We start from the raw sequence: 19,741 nt of genomic DNA, 5'->3' as shown, positions 1-19,741 counted from the left end.
CCGTGACGATGGACTCCCAGACCTCACAGTCATCCCAGGCACCCCAGCCACCTCATACGTTCCAGGTCGACCTGCGCGGTCTGGTGGACCTGCTCTCTCATCACCTCTACTCCAGTCCCAAGGTCTACCTGCGGGAACTGCTGCAGAACGCCGTCGACGCCATCACGGCGAGACGTGCCGAACAGCCCGACTCCCCTGCCCGCGTGCGGCTGTACGCGGAGGGCGGGACCCTGCGCGTGGCGGACTCCGGGATCGGGCTCACCGAAGCGGATGTGCACAACCTCCTCGCCACGATCGGCCGCAGCTCGAAGCGGGCGGAGGGGTTGCAGGAGGCCCGGTCCGAGTTCCTCGGCCAGTTCGGCATAGGCCTGCTGGCCTGTTTCGTCGTCGCCGAGCGGATCCGGGTCGTCAGTCTGAGCGCCCGTACGCCCGGTGCGGCGCCCGTGGAGTGGACCGCGGCGGACGACGGCTCGTACACCGTACGGAGCCTGCCGCCGGACGCCCGCACCGAACCGGGCACCACCGTGCATCTGGTGGCGCGGCCCGGCGCCGGGGAGTGGCTCACCGAGGAGCGGGTGCTCGCGCTGGCCCGGGACTTCGGGTCCCTGCTGCCGTACGACGTCCGGGTCGGCGACGAGGCGGTCACGGACCTGCCCGCGCCCTGGGACCGTACGTACCCCTCCCCCGCCACCCGCAGGGTGGCCCTGGCGCGGCACTGCCACGATCTGTTCGGCTTCACTCCGCTGGACGCGATCGAGCTGAACGTTCCGCTCGCCGGTGTCCGGGGTGTGGCGTACGTGCTGCCGTCCGCGGTCAGCCCGGCACAGCGGGCGAGTCATCGCGTGCACCTCAAGGGCATGCTGCTGACCGAGCGGGCCGAACAGCTGCTGCCCGACTGGGCGTTCTTCGTGCGCTGTGTGCTCGATACCGACAGTCTGCGGCCCACGGCCTCGCGCGAGTCGCTGTACGAGGACGAGACCCTCGCCGCCGTACGGGAAGCTCTCGGGGAAAGGATTCGCTCGTGGCTCACCGGGCTGGCTGCCGGTGATCCGGAGCGGCTGGCGGCCTTCCTGTCCGTGCACTACCTGGGCGTGAAGTCCCTTGCGCGGCACGACAAGGAGATGCTGCGCACGATGCTGCCGTGGCTGCCCTTCGAGACGACCGACGGGCGGCTGTCCCTGGAGGAGTTCGCGCAGCGGCACCCGGTGGTGCACTTCACCCGGACCGTCGAGGAGTACCGGCAGGTCGCACCGATCGCGTCCGCGCAGGGCGTCGGGGTGATCAACGGCGGTTACACGTACGACAGTGAGCTGGTCGAGGCGCTGCCGTCGGTGCGGCCGGGGACGGTGGTCGCCGAGCTGGACGCCGACACGGTGACCGCCCATCTGGACGCGGTCGATCCGGCGGAGGAGCTGGCGCTGGCGGGGTTCTTGGCGGCGGCGCGGGCGACGCTGGACCCACTGGGATGTGACATAGTACTGCGCGCTTTCCATCCCCTGTCCGTGCCCGCACTGCACCTGGACGACCGTGCGGCCCGGCACGAGCAGGCCCGGGCCGAGGCCGAGGAGCAGGCCGACGACCTCTGGGCGGGCATCCTCGGCTCGCTGCGCGGCAGCGCCCCACGCGCGCGGCTGGTGCTCAACCATCTCAGCCCGCTGATCCGCAGGATCAGTTCCCTGCGGGACCCCGAGCTGATCGGCACCGCCACGGAGTCGCTGTACGGGCAGGCCCTGCTGATGGCACAGCGGCCGCTCAGGCCCGCCGACTCGGCGTTGTTGAACCGGGCGTTCATCGGCCTCCTGGAGTGGGCCACGCACAGCGAGGACGGTCAGCGATGAGTGAGATCACGGACTTCGACTCCCTGCGCCGGGCGATGGCGGAGAACGGCGAGCAGCCGGAGGGCCCGGCCCGCAACGCGCGCGCGGAGCAGTTGCTCGCGGAGGCCGAGAAGCTGAACATCCCCCTTGCGGTGATCGAGGCGCTCGGGCACCAGCTGAAGGTCTACAACTACAGCTCCGAGAAGGACAAGATGTTCGTCCCCTTCGCGCGCCTGCTGCGCATGTGGGACGAACACCCCGAGGACTTCGACGAGTACGAGACCCATTCGCTGCACTGGGTCTTCAAGTGGATGTCGTCCGGCATGCTCGACCAGCCGCACATCCCGCTCGCGTCCGTCGAGAAGTGGCTCGGCGAGATGGAACACCGCTACCGGCTCGCCGGGCACTCCGAACGGGCCGTGCGCAGCGCCGAGTTCAGTGTGGCCGCGCACATCGGGGACGTCGACCGGGCCGAGCGGGCGTACGCCGCGTGGCTGGCCGCCGACCGAGACAGCATGGCCGACTGCCACGCGTGCGAGCTGCACGGGCAGGGGTGGTGGCAGGCGGAGCGGGGGCGGGACACGGCGGCGCTGGAGCTGTGGGCGCCCGTCCTGGAGGGTGAGTTCACCTGCGCCCACGAACCGCACACGGTCCTGGCGTCGTCCCTGGTGCCCCTGCTGCGGCTGGGCCGCCTGGACGAGGCGCGGGCCAACCATCTGCGGGGTTTCCGGCTCGTACGGGCCATGGAGAGCATGCGCGGCGCCTACGCGGACCATGTGGAGTTCTGTGCCCTGACCGGCAACGAGGCGCGCGGCCTGGAAATGCTCGCGGAGCGGCCGGCGTACTTCACCGACACCGGGCATCCGCGCAGCAGGCTGGACTTCATGAGTGTCGTGGCCCTGCTCATGGACCGGCTGACCGCGCTGGGGCTGGGCGGCCAGCGGGTGCCGGGGCCGGCCGGGCGGGAGTGGACGGCGGGCGAACTCGCCGCCCACGCGCGCGTGGAGGCCCTCGCGCTGGCGGGGCGGTTCGACCAGCGCAACGGCACGGCGCACGTGAGCGAGCGGGCACGCGCGCGTATGGAGCAGCGGCCACTGGTGGAGCGACTGCCGCTCGGGGTGCGGTCGGCACGTCCCGCGGCGGTTCCCGTCCCGCCGGTTCCGGAGCACGATGAGGCCGTGAAGCCCGATCTGCCCGCGCTGCTCGCCGAGGCCCGGCGGCTGTCGGACACCCTGCAGCCGAACGCGATCGAGGCATGGGCGGCGGTCGCCCGAGCCGCCGAGGGGGTCGAACTGGACCCCCGGGACCGCGCCGAGATCGCCGACCATCGCGCGATGGACCTGGGGCCCGAGGGCATCGACCTGTTCGAGCGCGCGGCCGAGCTGTACGCGGAGGCGGGCGACCCCGGTGAAGCCCTGGCGGCACGCACGCGTGCGGCGTACATGCGCGCGCTTGAGGGCGACACGGCCGGCGCGCTCACCGCCGTGGCAGGCCCCTACGACGAGGTCCTGGCGCTCTACGCCGAGGGCGGCACCGGCCTCCCGCAGACGGCGTCGGTGCTGATGGGCAAGGCCCGGATCCTGATGCGGCGGGTGCACGAGGCGGACCATTCGGCGGGTGCCGCAGCCCCGGACGACGACTCGCCGCCGGATGCGAGCGACGGCTTCCCGGGCGGCGAACCACGGGGCTACGACTCCCCGCAGGACGCGGGCTTCGTGCCGGACGCGGCCAGGGGCGACGCCTCCCCGAACAGCGAACCACCGGCCTACGGCTTCCCGGACGGCGAACCGCCGGCCCAGGGCTCCCCACACGCCCCAGACCCCCTACCGGACGCAGCCAAGGACCACGCCTCCCCGAACAGCGAACCACCGGCCCACGGCTCCCCACACAACCCAGATCCCCTACCGGACGCGACCGGGGACGACGGCTTCCCGGGCGGCGAGGTGGCGGCCCGCGGCTCGGCGTGGGATGCGTCCGCCGGCCGCTCCTCGTCGGATGGGCTCGGCGGCTCACCGGCCGAGCGGGCCTTCGTCGACGCCGAAGCCGCCGCACGGGAGGTGCTCGCGCTGGTCGAAGGGCGTGCCGGGGACGATGTGCGGCTTGCCTCGCGGGCTGCGGAGGCGCAGGCGATGCTCGCGGAGCTGGCCGCGCATGCCGGGGACGTGGAGGGAGCGGCGGAGCTGTTCGCTCGGGCCGCGGCGGCGTTCGTCGGGGCGGGGCTGCCGTGGTTCGCGGTGGAGTACGAGGCCCGGCTGGCGGGGCTCGCGCACCACCTGGGCGACACGGCGGAGGCCGAGCGGGCGCTGCGGGCGGCGCTGGAGCACGGCGGACCGCACCTGGAGCCGGTCGGCCGCGCCCAGCTGCACCTTCAGCTCGCCGAGGTGCTGGGCGGCAGGGGCCGGTCCGCGGAGGCCGCCGAACACGCCCTGGACGCGGCGCACTGGGCCGACGAGGCGGGCGAGGGCCCGACACTCGGCGCCTGGGCCCGGCACCAGCTCGGCGGGTTCCTGCTGCGCCAGGGACGGTGGGCGGAGGCCGCGGAGGTGCTGGAGTCGGCGCTGCCCGACCTGACCGCCGAAACGCACGGCGACGGCGCGGTCGTACAGACGCAGTGGTGGCTCGGCGACTGCCTGAGCGAGCTCGGCGAGCACCGCGCGGCGGCCGAACGGCGGTTGCAGGCGGCCGAGATCGCCCTGCACTGGCCCGAGCAGCACGACCACGCCACGCTCGCCCATCTCGCCGCGGAGTCCCTGGGGCACGCGGGGCTGCACGACGAGGCCGACCGGGCCTACGCGCGCGCGGGCGACCTGTGGCGCGAGCTCGGCAACGTGCACGGCCTGGTGCGTTCCCTGCGCGCCCGCGCCTGGCTCGCGCTGCGCACGCAGGACGGGCCGGACGGGGCACGGGAGCTGATGACGGACGCGGTCCACGACTGCGCGACGGCACGGGACGCGACCGCCGACGAGGAGTCACGGCAGCGCCTCACCGCTGAACTCGGCCACACCCACCGGCAGTTCGGCGACCTGCTCGCCCGGTCCGCCACCGAGGACGCCGAGGACGACTCGATCCGGGCCACTCTCGAAGAAGCCCTGTGCCAGATGCTCGACGCGGTCACGGTGTTCGCCGCCGCAGGTGACGACGTCCTGCACGCCCGCACCGGCGCCGAACTCGCCGCCGGCTGGCTGGAGGCAGACCTGAGCCGCCCCGCACAGGCCGCCGCACGCGCGCGTGCCGTGCTGGTCGCGTACGACTGTGCCGACGACGTCGACGAGACGGTGCAGGCCCGGCGGGCGGAGGCGGAGCAGATGCTCCAGCTGATGCAGGAACAGCAGGAACAGACGGAGGAATAGGGCCTCTGGAGGAACACGGCCTACTCGACGCCGATGAGCAGCAGCGAACCCTGCCGCCCACCCCGGTACACCACCGTGTCGACGGCGAGGTACACCTCACGCACGCGTGCTTCGACACGCTCGGCGATGGAGTCGGGCGCCTCGTCGCCGAGGACGAGGGTGACCATCTCGCCGCCCGCCTGGAGCATGCGGTCGATGACGGTCTCGGCGGTGGCCGTGACGTCCGAGCCGATCACGGCGACGTCGCCGTCGATGAGGCCGAGGACGTCACCGGCCTGGCAGATCCCGGCCGTGGTCCAGGACTGGCGTTCGGCGACGGTCACCTCGGCGTGGCGGGTCGCGCCGGCCGCCGAGGTCATCTGGACGACGTCCTCGTCGAACCGGCGGTCCGGCTCGTGCACGGCCAGCGCCGCGATCCCCTGCACCGCGGAGCGCGTCGGGATCAGCGCCACCCGGATGCCCTCCGTGCGTGCCTGCTCGGCCGCCGCTGCGGCGGTGTGGCGCAGGTCGGCGTCGTTGGGCAGCAGGACGACCTCGAGTGCGTGGGCCCGTCGTACGGCGTCGACGAGCTCCCCGCTCGCGGGCGGCTCCCCGGGGCGAGCGAGCACCGTGGTCGCGCCCGCTTCGGTGTACAGCCCGGCCAGCCCCTCGCCGGGCACCACGGCCACGACGGCACGCTGGACGCGCTCCCGGGGCGGGCGTCCGCCGCCGGTGGTGTGCACGTCTCCGACAGCGAAGTGCGTGATCCTGATCCGGTACGGCCGACCGGCCTCGACGCCCGCCTCCACGGCGGCGCCCGCGTCGTCCACGTGCACATGGACGTTCCACAGCCCGTCGCCGCCGACCACGACGAGCGAGTCCCCGAGCGCGTCGAGCCGCTCCCGCAACCGGGTCACGGCCGCGTCCTCGGCCTCCAGCAGGTAGATCACCTCGAAGGCGGGCCCGCCCTCCTCCAGGACCGCTGCCCCGTCCAGGCAGTCAGCGAGGCTTTCGGCGGGCACGCGCGCGTGCCCGTCCCGCGCGCCGATGTCATCCACGCGCGCGTGCCCCGCGTCCACCGGCGACGCCACGGCCACCGCCGCCGGCCGCTCCCCCGTGAACGTCTCCACCAGCGCCCCGAGCACCGCCACCAGCCCCCGCCCGCCCGCATCCACGACGCCCGCGCGCTCCAGGACGGCCAGCTGGCCCGGTGTCGCGGCGAGAGCCGCTCGTGCGCCTTCGTAGGCCGCCCGCGCGACCGTCCCGCAGTCCCCCTCGGCACCCGTGGCGGCGTCCGCGGCGGCCGAGGCGACGGTGAGAACCGTGCCCTCCACGGGGTGGGCCACGGCCTGCCGGGCGGAGTCGGCCGCATGCCGGAGCGCGAGCCGCAGCCCCCGGGCGGCACTGTGAGGGGTCTCACCACAGGACGAGGCACCACCAGCGAGCACCTGCGCCATCCCCCGCAGCAGCTGCGCCAGAATCGTTCCGGAGTTCCCGCGCGCCCCGATCAGCGCGCCGTGCGCCATGGCCTGCACGGTGTCGGCCAGCGGCGGCGCCCCCGCACCGCCCCCGACCTCGTGGCCGGTGAAGACCGCCTCGACCGCGGCGAGCGCCGACTCCACCGTCAGATACAGGTTCGTGCCGGTGTCCCCGTCGGCCACCGGGTAGACGTTGATCGCGTCGATCTCCTCACGCGACCGCCCCAGCGCCTCCAGCGCGAGACCGCACCAGGTACGCACCGCGAGAGCATCGAAGAATGTCTGCGGCACCTGCGCCACCTGCGCCTCCTTGAGCTGCTGGACGTGGGACGCAGCGTAGACCCCGGGCCGGTGTGCGCCGGAAGTGGGCCGGAGCGGGGCCCTGAGCAGCCATGGTAGTTTCGTTGTACTGGCGCAGTCGTTGTATGCTGCTCCGGTTGCCCGATCCACATCGGGCCATTTCCCTGGCAACGCCACTCAGATCTCTATCCTGCGATCCTGATCCCGGCCTGCCGGGTTCAACCGTAAGTGCATCTGAAGTCTTTGGAGTGACCCGTGGCTGCCAACTGCGACGTCTGCGGCAAGGGGCCGGGCTTCGGCAACAACATCTCGCACTCGCACCGCCGTACGTCCCGTCGCTGGAACCCGAACATCCAGCGCGTCCGTACCGTGGTCGGCGGGACGCCGAAGCGCGTGAACGCCTGCACCTCGTGCATCAAGGCCGGCAAGGTCTCGCGCTGACGCTACGCGGTAGCGCGCGGCCACTGCTGGTTCGCTGCAGAAGCCGGTCCACCTCTGGTGGACCGGCTTTTTGCTGTGCCCGCTGTGCCCGAAAATGTGCCCGCTGTGCCCTCCGGGACCTAGACGTCCGCCCTGAACCGCCACCCATGATCCACCGGCCCGATCCCCCCACCGAGCGCGAACCCCGCCTCGATCGCCCCGGTGACGTACTCCTTCGCCGCCGCCACCGCCTCCGGCACAGGCAGCCCCTTCGCCAGCCCTGAAGCGATCGCCGAGGCAAGCGTGCAGCCCGTGCCGTGCGTGTGCCGGTTGTCGTGCCGGGGCGCCCGCAGCCAGTGCTCCTGCGCCCCGTCGGTGAGCAGATCCACGGCGTCCCCGGGCAGATGCCCACCCTTGATCAGCACCCAGCGCGGCCCGTACGCCAGAACGGCCGCCGCAGCCCCCCGCATCTGCTCCTCCGACTCGACGCGCACGCCCGTGAGTTGGGCCACCTCGTCAAGGTTCGGCGTCGCCACGGTGGCGACCGGCAGCAGTTTCGTCCGTACGGAATCCAGCGCGGACGAAGCCAGCAGCGAGTCCCCGTGCTTGGAGACACCCACGGGGTCGATCACGGCCGGAGCATCCGTACCGGCGATCAACTTGGCCACCGCCTCGACGAGTTCGGCGGACGCGAGCATCCCGGTCTTCACGGCCTGTACGCCGATGTCGTCGACGACGCTCCGGTACTGGGCCCGCACCGCCTCCACGGGCAGCGGCCAAGCCCCCTGCACGCCCAGGGAGTTCTGCGCGGTCACCGCGGTGACGACGCTCATGCCGTGCACGCCGAGCGCCAGCATCGTCTTCAAGTCGGCCTGGATCCCGGCGCCTCCGCCGGAGTCGGAGCCCGCGACCGTCAGCACTTTCGGCGGCGCGCTCACGACTCGATGTCCCCGAAGTGGTCCCAGCCGCCCTTGCTGGTCCACGGCGCCCCGTCGACCGTCACCTGGGGCAGCGCCGAGGGGTTGAGCACCTCACCGATGACCTTCCAGCGGGCGGGCAGCTTCACGTCCGGCGGGAAGGTCGCCACGATCGCGTGGTCCTCTCCCCCGGTGAGCACCCACTGCATGGGGTCGACGCCGACGGCCTGCCCGATGTCGTTCATCTGGGAGGGGATGTCGATCGCGCCGGAACGGATGTCGATACGGACCTTGCTGGCCTCCGCGATATGCCCGAGGTCGGCGATCAGCCCGTCGCTCACGTCGCACATCGCGGTCGCGCCGAGCCCGGCCGCGGCCGGCCCCGCGTGATACGGCGGCTCCGGGCGCCGGTGCGCCTCCACGAAGGCCCGCGGTGAACGGAACCCGCGCGACAGCACCGCGTACCCGGCTGCCGACCAGCCCAGCCAGCCCGTCACCGCGACGATGTCCCCGGGCTGCGCACCGCCCCGCGTCACGGGCTCCTGGTTGCGCAGATCGCCGAGCGCGGTGATCGACACCACGATCGTGTCGCCTCGTACGACATCCCCGCCGACCACCGATGCCCCCGCGACCTGGCACTCGTCGCGCAGTCCGTCCATCATCTCGGTCGGCCAGGCCACCGGGAGTTCGGCCGGAACGACCAGGCCGAGCAGCAGCGCGGTCGGTACGGCGCCCATGGCCGCGATGTCCGCGAGGTTCTGTGCGGCGGCCTTGCGGCCCACGTCGTAGGCCGTGGACCAGTCGCGGCGGAAGTGCCGCCCCTCGACGAGGATGTCGGTGCTCGCCACGACCCTGCGGTCTGGTGCGGCGACCACCGCGGCGTCGTCGCCGGGGCCGACCCGGACCGCCGGGGTGGTGGTGAGACGGGAGGTGAGCTCCCTGATGAGCCCGAACTCCCCCAGCTCACCAACAGTGCCCTTCATTGTCCTTTCGCCCCTTCTGTACCTGTCCGTGCCCAGTCGCGCGTCACCAGTGTCCTCGATACGGTCGAGTTGACCGTCAACTTCTGTCGTGCCTGCACCCCGGCGCGCGAGCTCCGGTCCCCGCAGGTCTCCCCGCGGCGAGCGGCGACGCGATACCGTGGCGTTCCTTTTCCCCACATGATCCTCGTGGCCGCCCTGGAGGTTCCGTGGTACAGGCGTACATCCTGATCCAGACGGAGGTCGGCAAGGCGTCGACCGTCGCCGAAACGATCAGCAAGATTCCTGGGGTGATCCAGGCCGAGGATGTGACAGGACCTTATGACGTGATCGTGCGTGCGCAAGCGGACACCGTCGACGACCTCGGCCGCATGGTGGTCGCCAAGGTCCAGCAAGTGGACGGCATCACACGAACCCTGACCTGCCCGGTCGTTCATCTGTAGCCCCCGTCTACCCTTGGCCGGTGACCTTCTTCCCCCACCGGCTCATCGGACTGCCCGCCGTCGCTGTGTTGATCACCGTCGCAGGCTGCTCCTCAGCAGACGACAGTGCCCGGGCCGCGGTTCCCGGTCCGGGCACCAAGGTCACGAAGCTGTGCCGAAACCTGGACACGGTGTTGCCGTCCAAGGTCGACGGTCAGGATCGCCGGGATCCCGAACCTGCCTCCGCGTTGACCGCGGGGTGGGGGGACCCGGCGATCATACTGCGGTGCGGTGTTGAGCGGCCTGCGGAGATGAACGACTCCAAGGCCGACGGGGTCGATGTGAACGGCGTTGGGTGGTTGCTGCAGGAGCAGGACAACGGGGACTTCCTGTTCATCACGACGTTGCGCAAGGCATACGTGGAGGTGACCATCCCCAAGGACCGCACGGGTGACGGCATGGCGCCGCTGGTTGATCTCGCGCCTGCCATCAAGAAGGCGGTGCCGGAGGGAATCGCCGACTGAGCGCCGGGGGAACCTCGGTCACCTCAAGCCCGTTGAACGGCGCAGCGCCGCCTGGATCAGCCTGTCCACCAGCTCGGGGTAGCTGACTCCGCTCGCCTGCCACATCTGGGGATACATCGAGATCGGGGTCATGCCGGGCATGGTGTTGATCTCGTTGATGACGAAGCCCTGGTCCGTGAGGAAGAAGTCGGCGCGGACCAGGCCTTCGCAGGAGGCTGCCTCGAAGGCGTCGACGGCGAGCTTCTGGACCTCGGCCGTCTCTTCCGGCGTGAGCGGCGCGGGGACGATGCCCGGTGTGGAGTCGATGTACTTGGCCTCGAAGTCGTAGTAGGCGTGGGTCTCGGGCGAGGGGATCTCGGAGGGCACCGAGGCCCGCGGGCCGTCCTCGAAGTCCAGCACCCCGCACTCGATCTCACGGCCGCGCAGCGCGGCCTCGACGAGGATCTTGGGGTCGTGGCGCTGGGCCTCGGCGATCGCGTCGTCGAGCCCGGCCAGATCGTCGACCTTGGTGATGCCGATCGACGAACCCGCGCGCGCGGGCTTCACGAAGAGCGGCCAGCCGTGCTCACCGGCGAAGTCGACGATCTTCTTGCGGGCGGCCGACTCGTCCTGCTGCCACTCACGGGGCCGGATCACCACGTACGGCCCGACCGCGAGCCCGAACGACGTGAACACCCGCTTCATGTACTCCTTGTCCTGGCCCACGGCCGAGGCGAGCACACCCGAGCCCACGTACGGCACTCCGGACAGCTCCAGGAGACCCTGGAGGGTGCCGTCCTCACCGTACGGGCCGTGCAGGACGGGGAAGACGACGTCGACCTCACCGAGCGCCTTGGGTACCGATCCGGGCTCGCTGTAGACGACTTCGCGGTTTCCCGGGTCGACGGGGAGCACCACACCGCCCTCGCTCGACTCGGCGAGCTCCGCGACGTTGGGCGTACGGCGCTCGGTGATCGCCATGCGTTCCGGTTCGTCGGCGGTGAGCGCCCAGCGGCCGTCCTGGGTGATGCCGATCGGCAGGACGTCGTACTTGGTCCGGTCGATGGCCTTGAGGACGGCGCCGGCGGTGACCACGGAGATCCCGTGTTCGGAGCTGCGTCCGCCGAACACGACGGCCACGCGCGGCTTGCGAGGCGGCTGCTGGGGGCTCTGGGGGAGGTTCTCGGTGCTCATATCGCGTTGAGGGTACCCGTTGGTAGCGCCGGACACAGCGTCCGCATCCCGGTGTTGCCCGGGCGTCGCTCAGCGTCGTTCGGGCTTCGCGCTGCGCGACATCAGCTCCTTGAGGGCGACCACCGGAGGCTTGCCCTCGTGCACGATGCCGACGACCGTCTCCGTGATCGGCATGTCGACGCCGTGCCTGCGGGCCAGATCCAGCACGGACTCACAGGACTTGACGCCCTCGGCGGTCTGCTTGGTGACCGCGATGGTCTCCTGAAGGGTCATGCCCTTGCCGAGGTTGGTGCCGAAGGTGTGGTTGCGGGACAGCGGCGAGGAGCAGGTCGCCACCAGGTCGCCCAGGCCCGCGAGTCCGGAGAACGTCAGCGGGTCGGCGCCCATCGCGAGGCCCAGCCGGGTGGTCTCGGCGAGACCGCGTGTGATCAAGGACCCCTTCGCGTTGTCGCCGAGCCCCATGCCGTCCGCGATGCCGACGGCGAGGCCGATGACGTTCTTCACGGCACCACCCAACTCGCAGCCCACCACGTCGGTGTTCGTGTACGGGCGGAAGTACGGCGTGTGGCAGGCGGCCTGGAGCCGCTGGGCGACGGCCTCGTCGGTGCAGGCGACGACCGAGGCGGCCGGCATCCGGGCGGCGATCTCACGGGCGAGGTTGGGTCCGGTGACGACGGCGATACGGTCCTGGCCCACCTTGGCGACGTCCTCGATGACCTCGCTCATCCGCATGGCGGTGCCGAGTTCGACACCCTTCATGAGGGAGACGAGGATCGTGCCGGGTGCGAGCAGCGGCACCCACTCGGCGAGATTGCCGCGCAGGGTCTGCGAGGGGACGGACAGGACCGTGAAGTCGGCGCCGGCCGCCGCCTCGGCGGGGTCGGTGGTGGCCCGCAGGTTCTCCGGGAGCTCGACGCCGGGGAAGTACTCGGGGTTCATGCGGCTGGAGTTGATGGCGTCGGCGACCTCCGGCCGACGCGCCCAGAGGGTGACCTCGCAGCCCGCGTCGGCGAGCACCATACCGAAGGCGGTACCCCACGAACCGGCGCTGAAGACAGCCGCCTTGACCGGCTTGCTCACGTGCTCTGCCCCTCTTCCTGTACGGCCTTGCCCTCCGCCTGGACCCTGCTCCTGCGCCGCTGCTCGATCCGCTCCTGGCGCGGGTCGTACGGCGTCTCGGGCGCCTTCTCGCCGCGGATGTCCTCCAGCTGGCGAGTGACGGCGGCCATGATGACCTCGGTCGCCTCCTTCAGGAGCTCCGGGGTCATCTCCTCGTCGTAGAAGCGCGTCAGGTCGACGGGCGGACCCGCGAGCACGTGGTGGGTCTTGCGCGGAAGGACGTTGAGCTTCTTGGCGTACGGCGGCAGCAGTTCGTTGGCGCCCCACTGGGCGACGGGAATCACCGGGCACTTGGTCTGCAGGGCGACGCGCGCGGCACCGGTCTTGGCGGTCATGGGCCACTGGTCCGGGTCGCGAGTGATCGTTCCCTCGGGGTAGAACGCCACGCACTCGCCGCGCTCCACGGCGGCGATCGCGGCCCGGAAGGCACTGAGCGCGTCCGTGGTTTCCCGGTAGACGGGGATCTGCCCGGTGCCGCGCATCGCGGCGCCGACGAATCCCTTCTTGAAAAGGCCGCTCTTCGCGAGGAATCGCGGAACACGGCCGGTGTTGTACTGGAAGTGTCCGTACGCGAAGGGATCGATGTGCGAATTGTGGTTCACCGCGGTGATAAATCCGCCCTCGGCCGGAATGTGCTCCATTCCACGCCAGTCCCGCTTGATCAGAACCACCAGCGGCGGTTTGCAGAGGACCGCTGCGAAGCGGTACCAGAAGCCGATTCTGCGGCGGGGCACGCGGACACCTTCCTCTAGGGCCTGGGGGCCGCACAAGTGTCGCCTCAGGCCGCCGGTCTGTCGAGAACACCGTACGCCCCGAGCACACCCCCGCCAGATGGCAGGTGACAATGGCCGCGACAAGAGAGGGACGAACGCTCGTGCAGTGGACCTTGGTGATACCCCTGAAGCCTTTGGCACACGCCAAGAGCAGGCTCTCGGACACCGCCGCCGACGGGCTGCGCCCGGGCCTCGCCCTCGCCTTCGCCCAGGACACCGTGGCGGCCGCGCTGGCCTGCCCGGCGGTCCGTGATGTGGCGGTCGTCACGGGAGACGCCCTGGCCGGCCGGGAGCTGGCCGAACTGGGTGCCCGTATCGTTCCCGACGAACCCGCAGGCGGCCTGAACACGGCTCTGACGCACGCCGCGACGGTCGTACGGGCATCCCGCCCCCGAACCGCCCTGGCCGCGCTCAACGCCGATCTTCCCGCCCTGCGCCCAACGGAATTGGCCCGAGTCCTGGACGCGGCCGCGGAATTCCCCCGCGCTTTTCTCCCGGATGCGGCGGCAATCGGCACAACTCTGCTGGCCGCCACCCCCGGCCGTGAATTGCACCCACAATTCGGCACCGATTCCCGAGCCCGCCACCACTCCTCCGGCGCGGTGGAACTGACCCTCGACGCGGTGGATTCCGTACGCCAGGACGTGGACACCGGCGAGGACCTGCGCGCGGCACTGGCACTGGGGGTGGGCCCAAGAACGGCAACGGCAACCGCCCGCCTCTTGATCACAGGGTTGTAGCAGCGCCCCAAAGGGGCGCGGGGAACTGCGCGACCAGCCCCAACGGCGCCGCAGTCAACGAACAACCCTCGGAAGCGCATACTCTCTGAGCATGCAGGCCACCGCATACACCTACGACGCCGACACCCGCACCGGCAGTGTGCTGCTCGACGACGGCACACCCATCCCCTTCGACGCTGCCGCCTTCGACGCGGGCGGCCTGCGACTGCTGCGCCCCGGGCAGCGCGTGCGGATCGAGGTGGAGGGCCCCAAGGACGGCCCGCGCATCACGCTGGTGACGCTCCAGACGCTGTGAACGCGTAGAAACGCCGCGGGCCGGACTCCATGAGGGAGTCCGGCCCGGCACGTGAGTACCCCTGTGCCCCGCTTACTAGCGAGCGGTGGCCTTCTTGGCGGTGGTCTTGCGCGCGGACGACTTCTTGGCGGGGGCCTTCTTGGCCGTCGCCTTCTTCGCCGGAGCCTTCTTGGCCGTCGCCTTCTTGGCGGTGGTCTTCTTCGCCGTGGTCTTCTTGGCGGCCGCGGTGGTCTTCTTCGCGGTCGTCTTCTTTGCCGTGGTCTTCTTGGCGGCCGGTGTGGTCTTCTTCGCCGCCGCCTTCCTCGCCGTGGTCTTCTTCGCGGCGGCCGCCTTGGTGGTCTTCTTGGCCGCGGCCTTCTTGACCGTGGCCGCGGCACCGCCGGTCAGGCTGCCCTTGGGCGCCTTCTTGACGGCGACCTCGCCACCGCGCGGGAGCTTCTTCGAGCCGCTCACCAGGTCCTTGAAGCCCTGGCCCGCGCGGAAGCGCGGCACGGAGGTCTTCTTGACCCGGACCCGCTCGCCGGTCTGAGGGTTGCGGGCGTAACGGGCGGGACGGTCGACCTTCTCGAACGAACCGAAGCCGGTGACCGACACCCGCTCACCCGAGACGACCGCGCGGACGATCGCGTCCAGTACGTGGTCGACAGCATCGGCGGCCTGCTGGCGGCCGCCCATCTTGTCGGCAATCGCTTCTACGAGCTGCGCCTTGTTCACGTCTTCCCCTTCGGAGACATCGCCAGAACGAAAGTGTTCAAGCTTTTTCGCACGTTAGGCAGATATATACCGCAAATCAAACACGAAACGGGCTTATCACCCTTGTGCCGCAGCGGACTCGACGGCCTTAAGGGCTGTTCAGCGTTCCTCTTCGGGGAATCGACCCTCGTCGAGGTCGGCAGTGAACCGCTCCAGACGCCTTGTCGCATCGGCGAGATCGTGCTTGGCCGCGGCCGTAATGACCAGCAGCTTCCGGGTCAGCGCCATCCGTACGCCCTCCGGGACTTGCAGTGCGCGCACCCTTGCGTGCGCTTCCTTCAGTTGGCCCGCGACTGCCGCATAGAGCTCGAGTTGGCCGTCGTGTTCCATGCACAGATTGTGCCATCTGGGGCGAGTTGTCGCCTGCCCAGGGTGCAACTGCCGCCTCAAACGGCCTTCCGAGCACGCGCGAAAGCCACGGCTACAAGGTTCGCGTACCCCGGCAACAACCGCTCTAACGTGGGAAGTTGAAGGCACCCGCCGAACCACGCAGGGCCGTTCGGGTGCAGACAAGGCTGTACCCCCGATCGGGCTGATCGGGGGTACAGCGGGGGTGTTGTGGTGGCCGAAACTCGACTTGCGCCGGGCCTTCGGCTCAGATCTTCCGGCGCTCGGCTCAGACCTTCAGCGTCCACGGCTTGTGCGACGGGCGCTTGGCTTCGTACGCCGCGATGTCGGCCTCGTTCTGGAGGGTGATGGAGATGTCGTCCAGCCCGTTCAGCAGCCGCCAGCGGGAGTTCTCGTCCAGCTCGAAGGAGGCGGTGATGCCCTCGGCGCGCACCTCACGTGCCTCAAGGTCAACAGTGACCTCAGCAGTCGCGTCCTTCTCGGTGAGTTCCCACAGCGCGTCCACGACCTTCTGCTCCAGAACCACCGTGAGCAGGCCGTTCTTGAGCGAGTTGCCGCGGAAGATGTCGGCGAAGCGGGACGAGATCACCGTCTTGAAGCCGTAGTTCTGCAGCGCCCAGACGGCGTGCTCGCGCGAGGAGCCGGTGCCGAAGTCGGGGCCGGCGACCAGAACGGTCGCGCCCTGCCGCTCGGGCCGGTTGAGGATGAAGTTCTCGTCCTTGCGCCAGGCCTCGAACAGCCCGTCCTCGAAACCGTCCCGCGTGACCTTCTTGAGCCAGTGAGCAGGGATGATCTGGTCGGTGTCGACGTTGCTGCGACGCAGCGGGACGGCCCGGCCGGTGTGGGTGGTGAATGCTTCCATGGCCATCGTTCTCAGACTCCAGCGGGCGTACGGACGGCAGCTTGGTCGTTCAGGTCGGCGGGGGATGCCAGGTGGCCGAGCACGGCGGTCGCGGCGGCGACCTGCGGCGACACCAGGTGCGTACGACCGCCCTTGCCCTGCCTGCCCTCGAAGTTGCGGTTGGAGGTGGACGCGGAGCGCTCACCGGGCGCCAGCTGGTCGGGGTTCATGCCCAGACACATCGAGCAGCCCGCGTGCCGCCATTCGGCACCGGCCTCCTTGAAGACGAGGTCCAGGCCCTCGGAGACGGCCTGCAGACCGACCCGCGCGGAACCGGGGACGACCAGCATCCGTACGCCGTCGGCGACTTTGCGGTCTTTCAGGATCTCGGCGGCCGCGCGCAGGTCCTCGATACGGCCGTTGGTGCACGAGCCTACGAAGACGGTGTCCACCTTGATGGAGCGCAGCGGCTGCCCGGCCTCCAACCCCATGTATTCCAGGGCCCTTTCGGCGGCGTGGCGCTCCGAAGCGTCTTCGTACGAAGCAGGGTCGGGGACCGCGCTCGAAAGCGGCGCGCCCTGGCCGGGGTTGGTGCCCCAGGTGACGAACGGGGACAGCTCGTCGGCGTTGATGAGGACCTCGGCGTCGAAGACGGCGTCCTCGTCGGTGCGCAGCGTCTTCCAGTACTCCACCGCCGCGTCCCAGTCGGCACCCTCGGGCGCGTGCGGGCGGCCCTTGAGGTACGCGAAGGTGGTCTCGTCGGGGGCGATCATGCCCGCGCGGGCGCCGGCCTCGATCGACATGTTGCAGATGGTCATCCGGGCCTCCATCGAAAGCTTCTCGATGGCGGAGCCGCGGTACTCCAGGATGTAGCCCTGGCCGCCGCCCGTACCGATCCTGGCGATGATCGCCAGGATCAGGTCCTTGGCCGTGACGCCGTCGGGCAGTTCGCCCTCGACGGTGATGGCCATGGTCCTGGGGCGGGCCAGCGGCAGCGTCTGGGTGGCCAGTACGTGCTCGACCTGGGAGGTGCCGATACCGAACGCCAGCGCGCCGAAGGCACCGTGCGTGGAGGTGTGGGAGTCGCCGCACACGACGGTCGTGCCGGGCTGGGTGAGGCCCAGCTGCGGTCCGACGACATGGACCACGCCCTGCTCGACGTCGCCCAGCGGGTGCAGACGCACACCGAACTCGGCGCAGTTCTTGCGCAGCGTCTCCAGCTGGGCCCGGGAGACCGGGTCCGCGATGGGCTTGTCGATGTCGAGGGTCGGGGTGTTGTGATCCTCGGTGGCGATGGTGAGGTCGAGGCGGCGCACCGGACGCCCCGCCTGCCGGAGGCCGTCGAAGGCCTGCGGGCTGGTCACTTCGTGCAGCAGGTGCAGATCGATGAAGAGGAGGTTGGGCTCGCCCTCGGCGCGCCGGACGACATGGTCGTCCCAGACCTTCTCCGCGAGTGTCCTACCCATCGCTTTCCCTCCGGCCGGCCAGAGTTGCGCCGACCCAACTAGAGATCTTGAGGAGGCAGCGCCCGCGCCCCTGTTCGCGGACGCCCACCGCCGGGCCCGTTGGTCCGCGGGCCGCTGTGCCTTCGTGTCTTCCAGAGTGGCGTGTTCCACGGAAAATTGAACTTGCGTTTCACAGAGTGAGACGCGAGTATCGTTTCATGGACAACAGCAGCGGCGTCGGCGTTCTGGACAAGGCAGCCCTTGTCCTGAGCGCCCTGGAGTCCGGTCCGGCCACCCTCGCGGGTCTGGTCGCGGCGACCGGGCTGGCACGACCCACGGCGCACCGCCTGGCCGTGGCTCTGGAACACCACCGTATGGTGGCGCGCGACATGCAGGGCCGTTTCATTCTCGGCCCGCGCCTGGCAGAACTGGCCGCGGCCGCGGGCGAGGACCGTCTCCTCGCCACCGCGGGCCCGGTGCTCACCCACCTCCGGGACATCACGGGCGAGAGCGCGCAGCTCTACCGCCGCCAGGGCGACATGCGTATCTGCGTCGCCGCGGCGGAACGTCTGTCCGGTCTTCGGGACACGGTCCCGGTCGGCTCGACGCTCACGATGAAGGCGGGCTCCTCCGCCCAGATCCTCATGGCCTGGGAGGAGCCGGAGCGCCTGCACCGCGGCCTCCAGGGCGCCCGCTTCACCGCCACCGCGCTCTCGGGCGTACGACGCCGGGGGTGGGCTCAGTCCATCGGCGAGCGCGAGCCGGGCGTCGCCTCCGTCTCCGCGCCCGTACGCGGCCCCTCCAACCGAGTAGTGGCCGCCGTCTCGGTCTCCGGCCCCATCGAGCGTCTCACCCGCCACCCGGGCCGTATGCACGCCCAGGCGGTCATCGATGCCGCGGCCCGCCTCTCCGAGGCCCTGCGCCGCACGGGCTGAGGTTCGGGGACGCCCTCGGGGAGGGTCCGCCTCAACGCCGCGGCAGACCCTCCCCGATCCCCCCGGTCAGGCAGTCTCCTGCTCCACCTGCGACTTCTCCGCCTGCGGATTCCGCGCCCGCGACGAGCGGTGCGCGAAGCGGTCCTTCACGAACCGCCCCCGCCGCTCGACCGGCACCTGCGAAACATCGACAGGAAGACCGGCAGCCACTGGTGCTGGAACCGGCTTTGCGAACATGGCAACCCCCGTAGCCCCTGGTTGGATACCGGCGCTATCCTTCTGAGCAATGGTTGGATAGTGGCAGTTTCCAAGGAGAGGCGCAAGAGGTGCGGCTGGCGGAGTTGAGCAAGCGCAGCGGTGTGCCCATCGCGACCATCAAGTACTACCTGCGCGAAGGGCTGTTGGCGCCGGGTCGCCAGATCAACGCGAGGACCGCCGAGTACGACGAGGATCACCTTCGCCGACTGCGTGTGGTCCGGGCGCTGATCCAGATCGGCCGGCTCCCGGTGGCGACGGCCCGGGAGGTACTGGGGCACATCGACGACGACTCCCTCGGCCGGACCATCCGCATGGGCGCGGCACTGTGGGCACTGCCGCAGGTTCCCGAGCCGGACGAGGACGACGAGTTCGTACAGTCGGCTCGCGGCGAGGTGGAGCAGCTGCTGGAGCGCCTCGGCTGGTCGAACGCCCAGGCGCTGAGCACCATTTCTCCCGCCTACCGCTCTCTGGTGGTGGGGCTGGCGGCATTCCGGCGTCTCGGCTACACCTGGGACATCGAACTTACGCTGCCGTACGCCCGGTTGATGCATGAGGTGGCCGTACTCGACCTGAACTTCGTGGAGACCCACTCGTCGGAGGCGGAGAAGGTCGAGATCGCGGTCCTGGGGACGGTTCTGCTGGAGCCGGTGCTGCACACCCTGCGCCGGGTCGCCCAGGAGGAGGAGGCGGCGCGGCGCTACGGCTTCGAGTGAGCCGGGAATGACGAAGGCCCCCCACCGAAGTGGAGGGCCTTCACTGTGTGTACCCCCGACCGGATTCGAACCGGCGCTACCGCCTTGAGAGGGCGGCGTGCTAGGCCGCTACACAACGGGGGCGAGGATCTTGCAAGCGTTTAATTTACACCGCCGCAGAT

At 70.5% G+C, this 19,741-nt stretch carries 19 protein-coding genes and 1 tRNA gene; 9 read left to right on the top strand and 11 right to left on the bottom strand.

What is annotated here, in order from left to right; translation table 11 throughout:
• Window positions 1-8: 8 nt before the first annotated feature.
• Together QQY66_RS36190 and QQY66_RS36185 are read left to right on the top strand one after the other, a co-directional pair.
• Window positions 9-1,838, top strand: a complete 1,830-nt coding sequence (locus QQY66_RS36190) for an HSP90 family protein (RefSeq protein ID WP_301987612.1) — start codon at window positions 9-11, stop codon at window positions 1,836-1,838.
• Window positions 1,835-5,167 (top strand): tetratricopeptide repeat protein, encoded by a 3,333-nt coding sequence (locus QQY66_RS36185; RefSeq protein ID WP_301984540.1) that lies wholly within the window; start codon window positions 1,835-1,837, stop codon window positions 5,165-5,167. Before QQY66_RS36190 ends, QQY66_RS36185 begins: the two co-directional genes overlap by 4 nt.
• Window positions 5,168-5,187: 20 nt before the next feature.
• On the opposite strand, the gene QQY66_RS36180 is transcribed toward QQY66_RS36185, so the two are convergent.
• A complete protein-coding gene (locus QQY66_RS36180) occupies window positions 5,188-6,924 on the bottom strand; it encodes a DAK2 domain-containing protein (protein ID WP_301984539.1) in 1,737 nt (578 codons plus the stop codon).
• Between the two features lie 255 nt (window positions 6,925-7,179).
• On the opposite strand from QQY66_RS36180, the gene rpmB reads away from it, so the two are divergent.
• The gene (gene rpmB / locus QQY66_RS36175; protein WP_003993230.1) at window positions 7,180-7,365 is read left to right on the top strand and encodes a 50S ribosomal protein L28; all 186 of its coding nucleotides are present in this window, start codon (window positions 7,180-7,182) and stop codon (window positions 7,363-7,365) included.
• A 119-nt stretch (window positions 7,366-7,484) separates the two neighbouring features.
• Here the strand turns inward: rpmB and thiD are convergent, their stop codons facing one another.
• Complete coding sequence (gene thiD, locus QQY66_RS36170) at window positions 7,485-8,282, bottom strand: bifunctional hydroxymethylpyrimidine kinase/phosphomethylpyrimidine kinase (RefSeq protein WP_301984538.1); 798 nt, start codon at window positions 8,280-8,282, stop codon at window positions 7,485-7,487.
• Complete coding sequence (locus tag QQY66_RS36165; RefSeq protein ID WP_301984536.1) at window positions 8,279-9,244, bottom strand: thiamine-phosphate kinase; 966 nt, start codon at window positions 9,242-9,244, stop codon at window positions 8,279-8,281. Before QQY66_RS36165 ends, thiD begins: the two co-directional genes overlap by 4 nt.
• A 206-nt stretch (window positions 9,245-9,450) precedes the next feature.
• Between QQY66_RS36165 and QQY66_RS36160 the strand changes: the two genes are divergently transcribed.
• Both QQY66_RS36160 and QQY66_RS36155 read left to right on the top strand, forming a co-directional pair.
• Window positions 9,451-9,684, top strand: coding sequence for an Lrp/AsnC family transcriptional regulator (locus QQY66_RS36160; RefSeq protein ID WP_003997603.1), 234 nt, complete (start codon window positions 9,451-9,453; stop codon window positions 9,682-9,684).
• 20 nt (window positions 9,685-9,704) lie between these two features.
• Window positions 9,705-10,187, top strand: a complete 483-nt coding sequence (locus QQY66_RS36155) for a DUF3515 domain-containing protein (RefSeq protein ID WP_301984535.1) — start codon at window positions 9,705-9,707, stop codon at window positions 10,185-10,187.
• 18 nt (window positions 10,188-10,205) lie between these two features.
• On the opposite strand, the gene QQY66_RS36150 is transcribed toward QQY66_RS36155, so the two are convergent.
• The 3 genes from QQY66_RS36150 to QQY66_RS36140 form a co-directional block, all read right to left on the bottom strand.
• Window positions 10,206-11,360 carry a D-alanine--D-alanine ligase family protein gene (locus QQY66_RS36150; RefSeq protein ID WP_301984534.1) on the bottom strand — a complete coding sequence of 385 codons (1,155 nt, stop codon included), beginning with the start codon at window positions 11,358-11,360 and terminating at the stop codon, window positions 10,206-10,208.
• Window positions 11,361-11,429: 69 nt separating this feature from the next.
• On the bottom strand, window positions 11,430-12,440 hold the full coding sequence (locus tag QQY66_RS36145) for an NAD(P)H-dependent glycerol-3-phosphate dehydrogenase (RefSeq protein WP_301984533.1): 1,011 nt from the start codon (window positions 12,438-12,440) through the stop codon (window positions 11,430-11,432).
• Entirely contained in the window at window positions 12,437-13,213 is a 777-nt protein-coding gene (locus QQY66_RS36140) for a 1-acyl-sn-glycerol-3-phosphate acyltransferase (RefSeq protein WP_301984532.1), read from the bottom strand. Before QQY66_RS36140 ends, QQY66_RS36145 begins: the two co-directional genes overlap by 4 nt.
• A 140-nt stretch (window positions 13,214-13,353) precedes the next feature.
• Here QQY66_RS36140 and cofC point away from each other — a divergent pair, with 140 nt between their 5' ends.
• Window positions 13,354-13,992, top strand: a complete 639-nt coding sequence (cofC, locus tag QQY66_RS36135) for a 2-phospho-L-lactate guanylyltransferase (RefSeq protein WP_301984531.1) — start codon at window positions 13,354-13,356, stop codon at window positions 13,990-13,992.
• 91 nt (window positions 13,993-14,083) lie between these two features.
• Window positions 14,084-14,287 carry a cold-shock protein gene (locus tag QQY66_RS36130; protein ID WP_301984530.1) on the top strand — a complete coding sequence of 68 codons (204 nt, stop codon included), beginning with the start codon at window positions 14,084-14,086 and terminating at the stop codon, window positions 14,285-14,287.
• A gap of 75 nt (window positions 14,288-14,362) precedes the next feature.
• Here the strand turns inward: QQY66_RS36130 and QQY66_RS36125 are convergent, their stop codons facing one another.
• The 4 genes from QQY66_RS36125 to leuC form a co-directional block, all read right to left on the bottom strand.
• Window positions 14,363-15,001 (bottom strand): HU family DNA-binding protein, encoded by a 639-nt coding sequence (locus tag QQY66_RS36125; RefSeq protein ID WP_301984529.1) that lies wholly within the window; start codon window positions 14,999-15,001, stop codon window positions 14,363-14,365.
• Window positions 15,002-15,139: 138 nt separating this feature from the next.
• A complete protein-coding gene (locus QQY66_RS36120) occupies window positions 15,140-15,370 on the bottom strand; it encodes a hypothetical protein (RefSeq protein WP_210577360.1) in 231 nt (76 codons plus the stop codon).
• 286 nt (window positions 15,371-15,656) lie between these two features.
• Window positions 15,657-16,250, bottom strand: coding sequence for a 3-isopropylmalate dehydratase small subunit (gene leuD, locus QQY66_RS36115; protein ID WP_301987611.1), 594 nt, complete (start codon window positions 16,248-16,250; stop codon window positions 15,657-15,659).
• An 11-nt stretch (window positions 16,251-16,261) separates the two neighbouring features.
• Entirely contained in the window at window positions 16,262-17,695 is a 1,434-nt protein-coding gene (gene leuC, locus QQY66_RS36110) for a 3-isopropylmalate dehydratase large subunit (RefSeq protein ID WP_301984528.1), read from the bottom strand.
• Between the two features lie 197 nt (window positions 17,696-17,892).
• On the opposite strand from leuC, the gene ndgR reads away from it, so the two are divergent.
• Window positions 17,893-18,609 carry an IclR family transcriptional regulator NdgR gene (gene ndgR, locus QQY66_RS36105; protein WP_007384919.1) on the top strand — a complete coding sequence of 239 codons (717 nt, stop codon included), beginning with the start codon at window positions 17,893-17,895 and terminating at the stop codon, window positions 18,607-18,609.
• Window positions 18,610-18,935: 326 nt separating this feature from the next.
• Entirely contained in the window at window positions 18,936-19,580 is a 645-nt protein-coding gene (locus QQY66_RS36100; RefSeq protein WP_301984527.1) for a MerR family transcriptional regulator, read from the top strand.
• 50 nt (window positions 19,581-19,630) lie between these two features.
• Here the strand turns inward: QQY66_RS36100 and QQY66_RS36095 are convergent.
• Window positions 19,631-19,703: transfer RNA gene (locus QQY66_RS36095), tRNA-Glu, on the bottom strand.
• Window positions 19,704-19,741: the final 38 nt, after the last annotated feature.

Origin of the sequence: Streptomyces sp. DG2A-72, assembly GCF_030499575.1 — a bacterium.
Classification (GTDB): Bacteria; Actinomycetota; Actinomycetes; order Streptomycetales; family Streptomycetaceae; genus Streptomyces.
Note: the sequence above shows the minus strand (reverse complement) of the source record. Positions and strands in the feature narration are given on the sequence as shown.

Excerpts from the sequence above, each read along its gene's own strand:
- QQY66_RS36150 (WP_301984534.1), bottom strand. The coding sequence starts at position 11,360 with ATGAGCACCGAGAACCTCCCCCAGAGCCCCCAGCAGCCGCCTCGCAAG.
- QQY66_RS36190 (WP_301987612.1), top strand. The coding sequence starts at position 9 with ATGGACTCCCAGACCTCACAGTCATCCCAGGCACCCCAGCCACCTCAT.
- QQY66_RS36120 (WP_210577360.1), bottom strand. The coding sequence starts at position 15,370 with ATGGAACACGACGGCCAACTCGAGCTCTATGCGGCAGTCGCGGGCCAA.
- ndgR (WP_007384919.1), top strand. The coding sequence starts at position 17,893 with ATGGACAACAGCAGCGGCGTCGGCGTTCTGGACAAGGCAGCCCTTGTC.
- QQY66_RS36165 (WP_301984536.1), bottom strand. The coding sequence starts at position 9,244 with ATGAAGGGCACTGTTGGTGAGCTGGGGGAGTTCGGGCTCATCAGGGAG.
- QQY66_RS36185 (WP_301984540.1), top strand. The coding sequence starts at position 1,835 with ATGAGTGAGATCACGGACTTCGACTCCCTGCGCCGGGCGATGGCGGAG.
- leuC (WP_301984528.1), bottom strand. The coding sequence starts at position 17,695 with ATGGGTAGGACACTCGCGGAGAAGGTCTGGGACGACCATGTCGTCCGG.
- QQY66_RS36130 (WP_301984530.1), top strand. The coding sequence starts at position 14,084 with ATGCAGGCCACCGCATACACCTACGACGCCGACACCCGCACCGGCAGT.
- leuD (WP_301987611.1), bottom strand. The coding sequence starts at position 16,250 with ATGGAAGCATTCACCACCCACACCGGCCGGGCCGTCCCGCTGCGTCGC.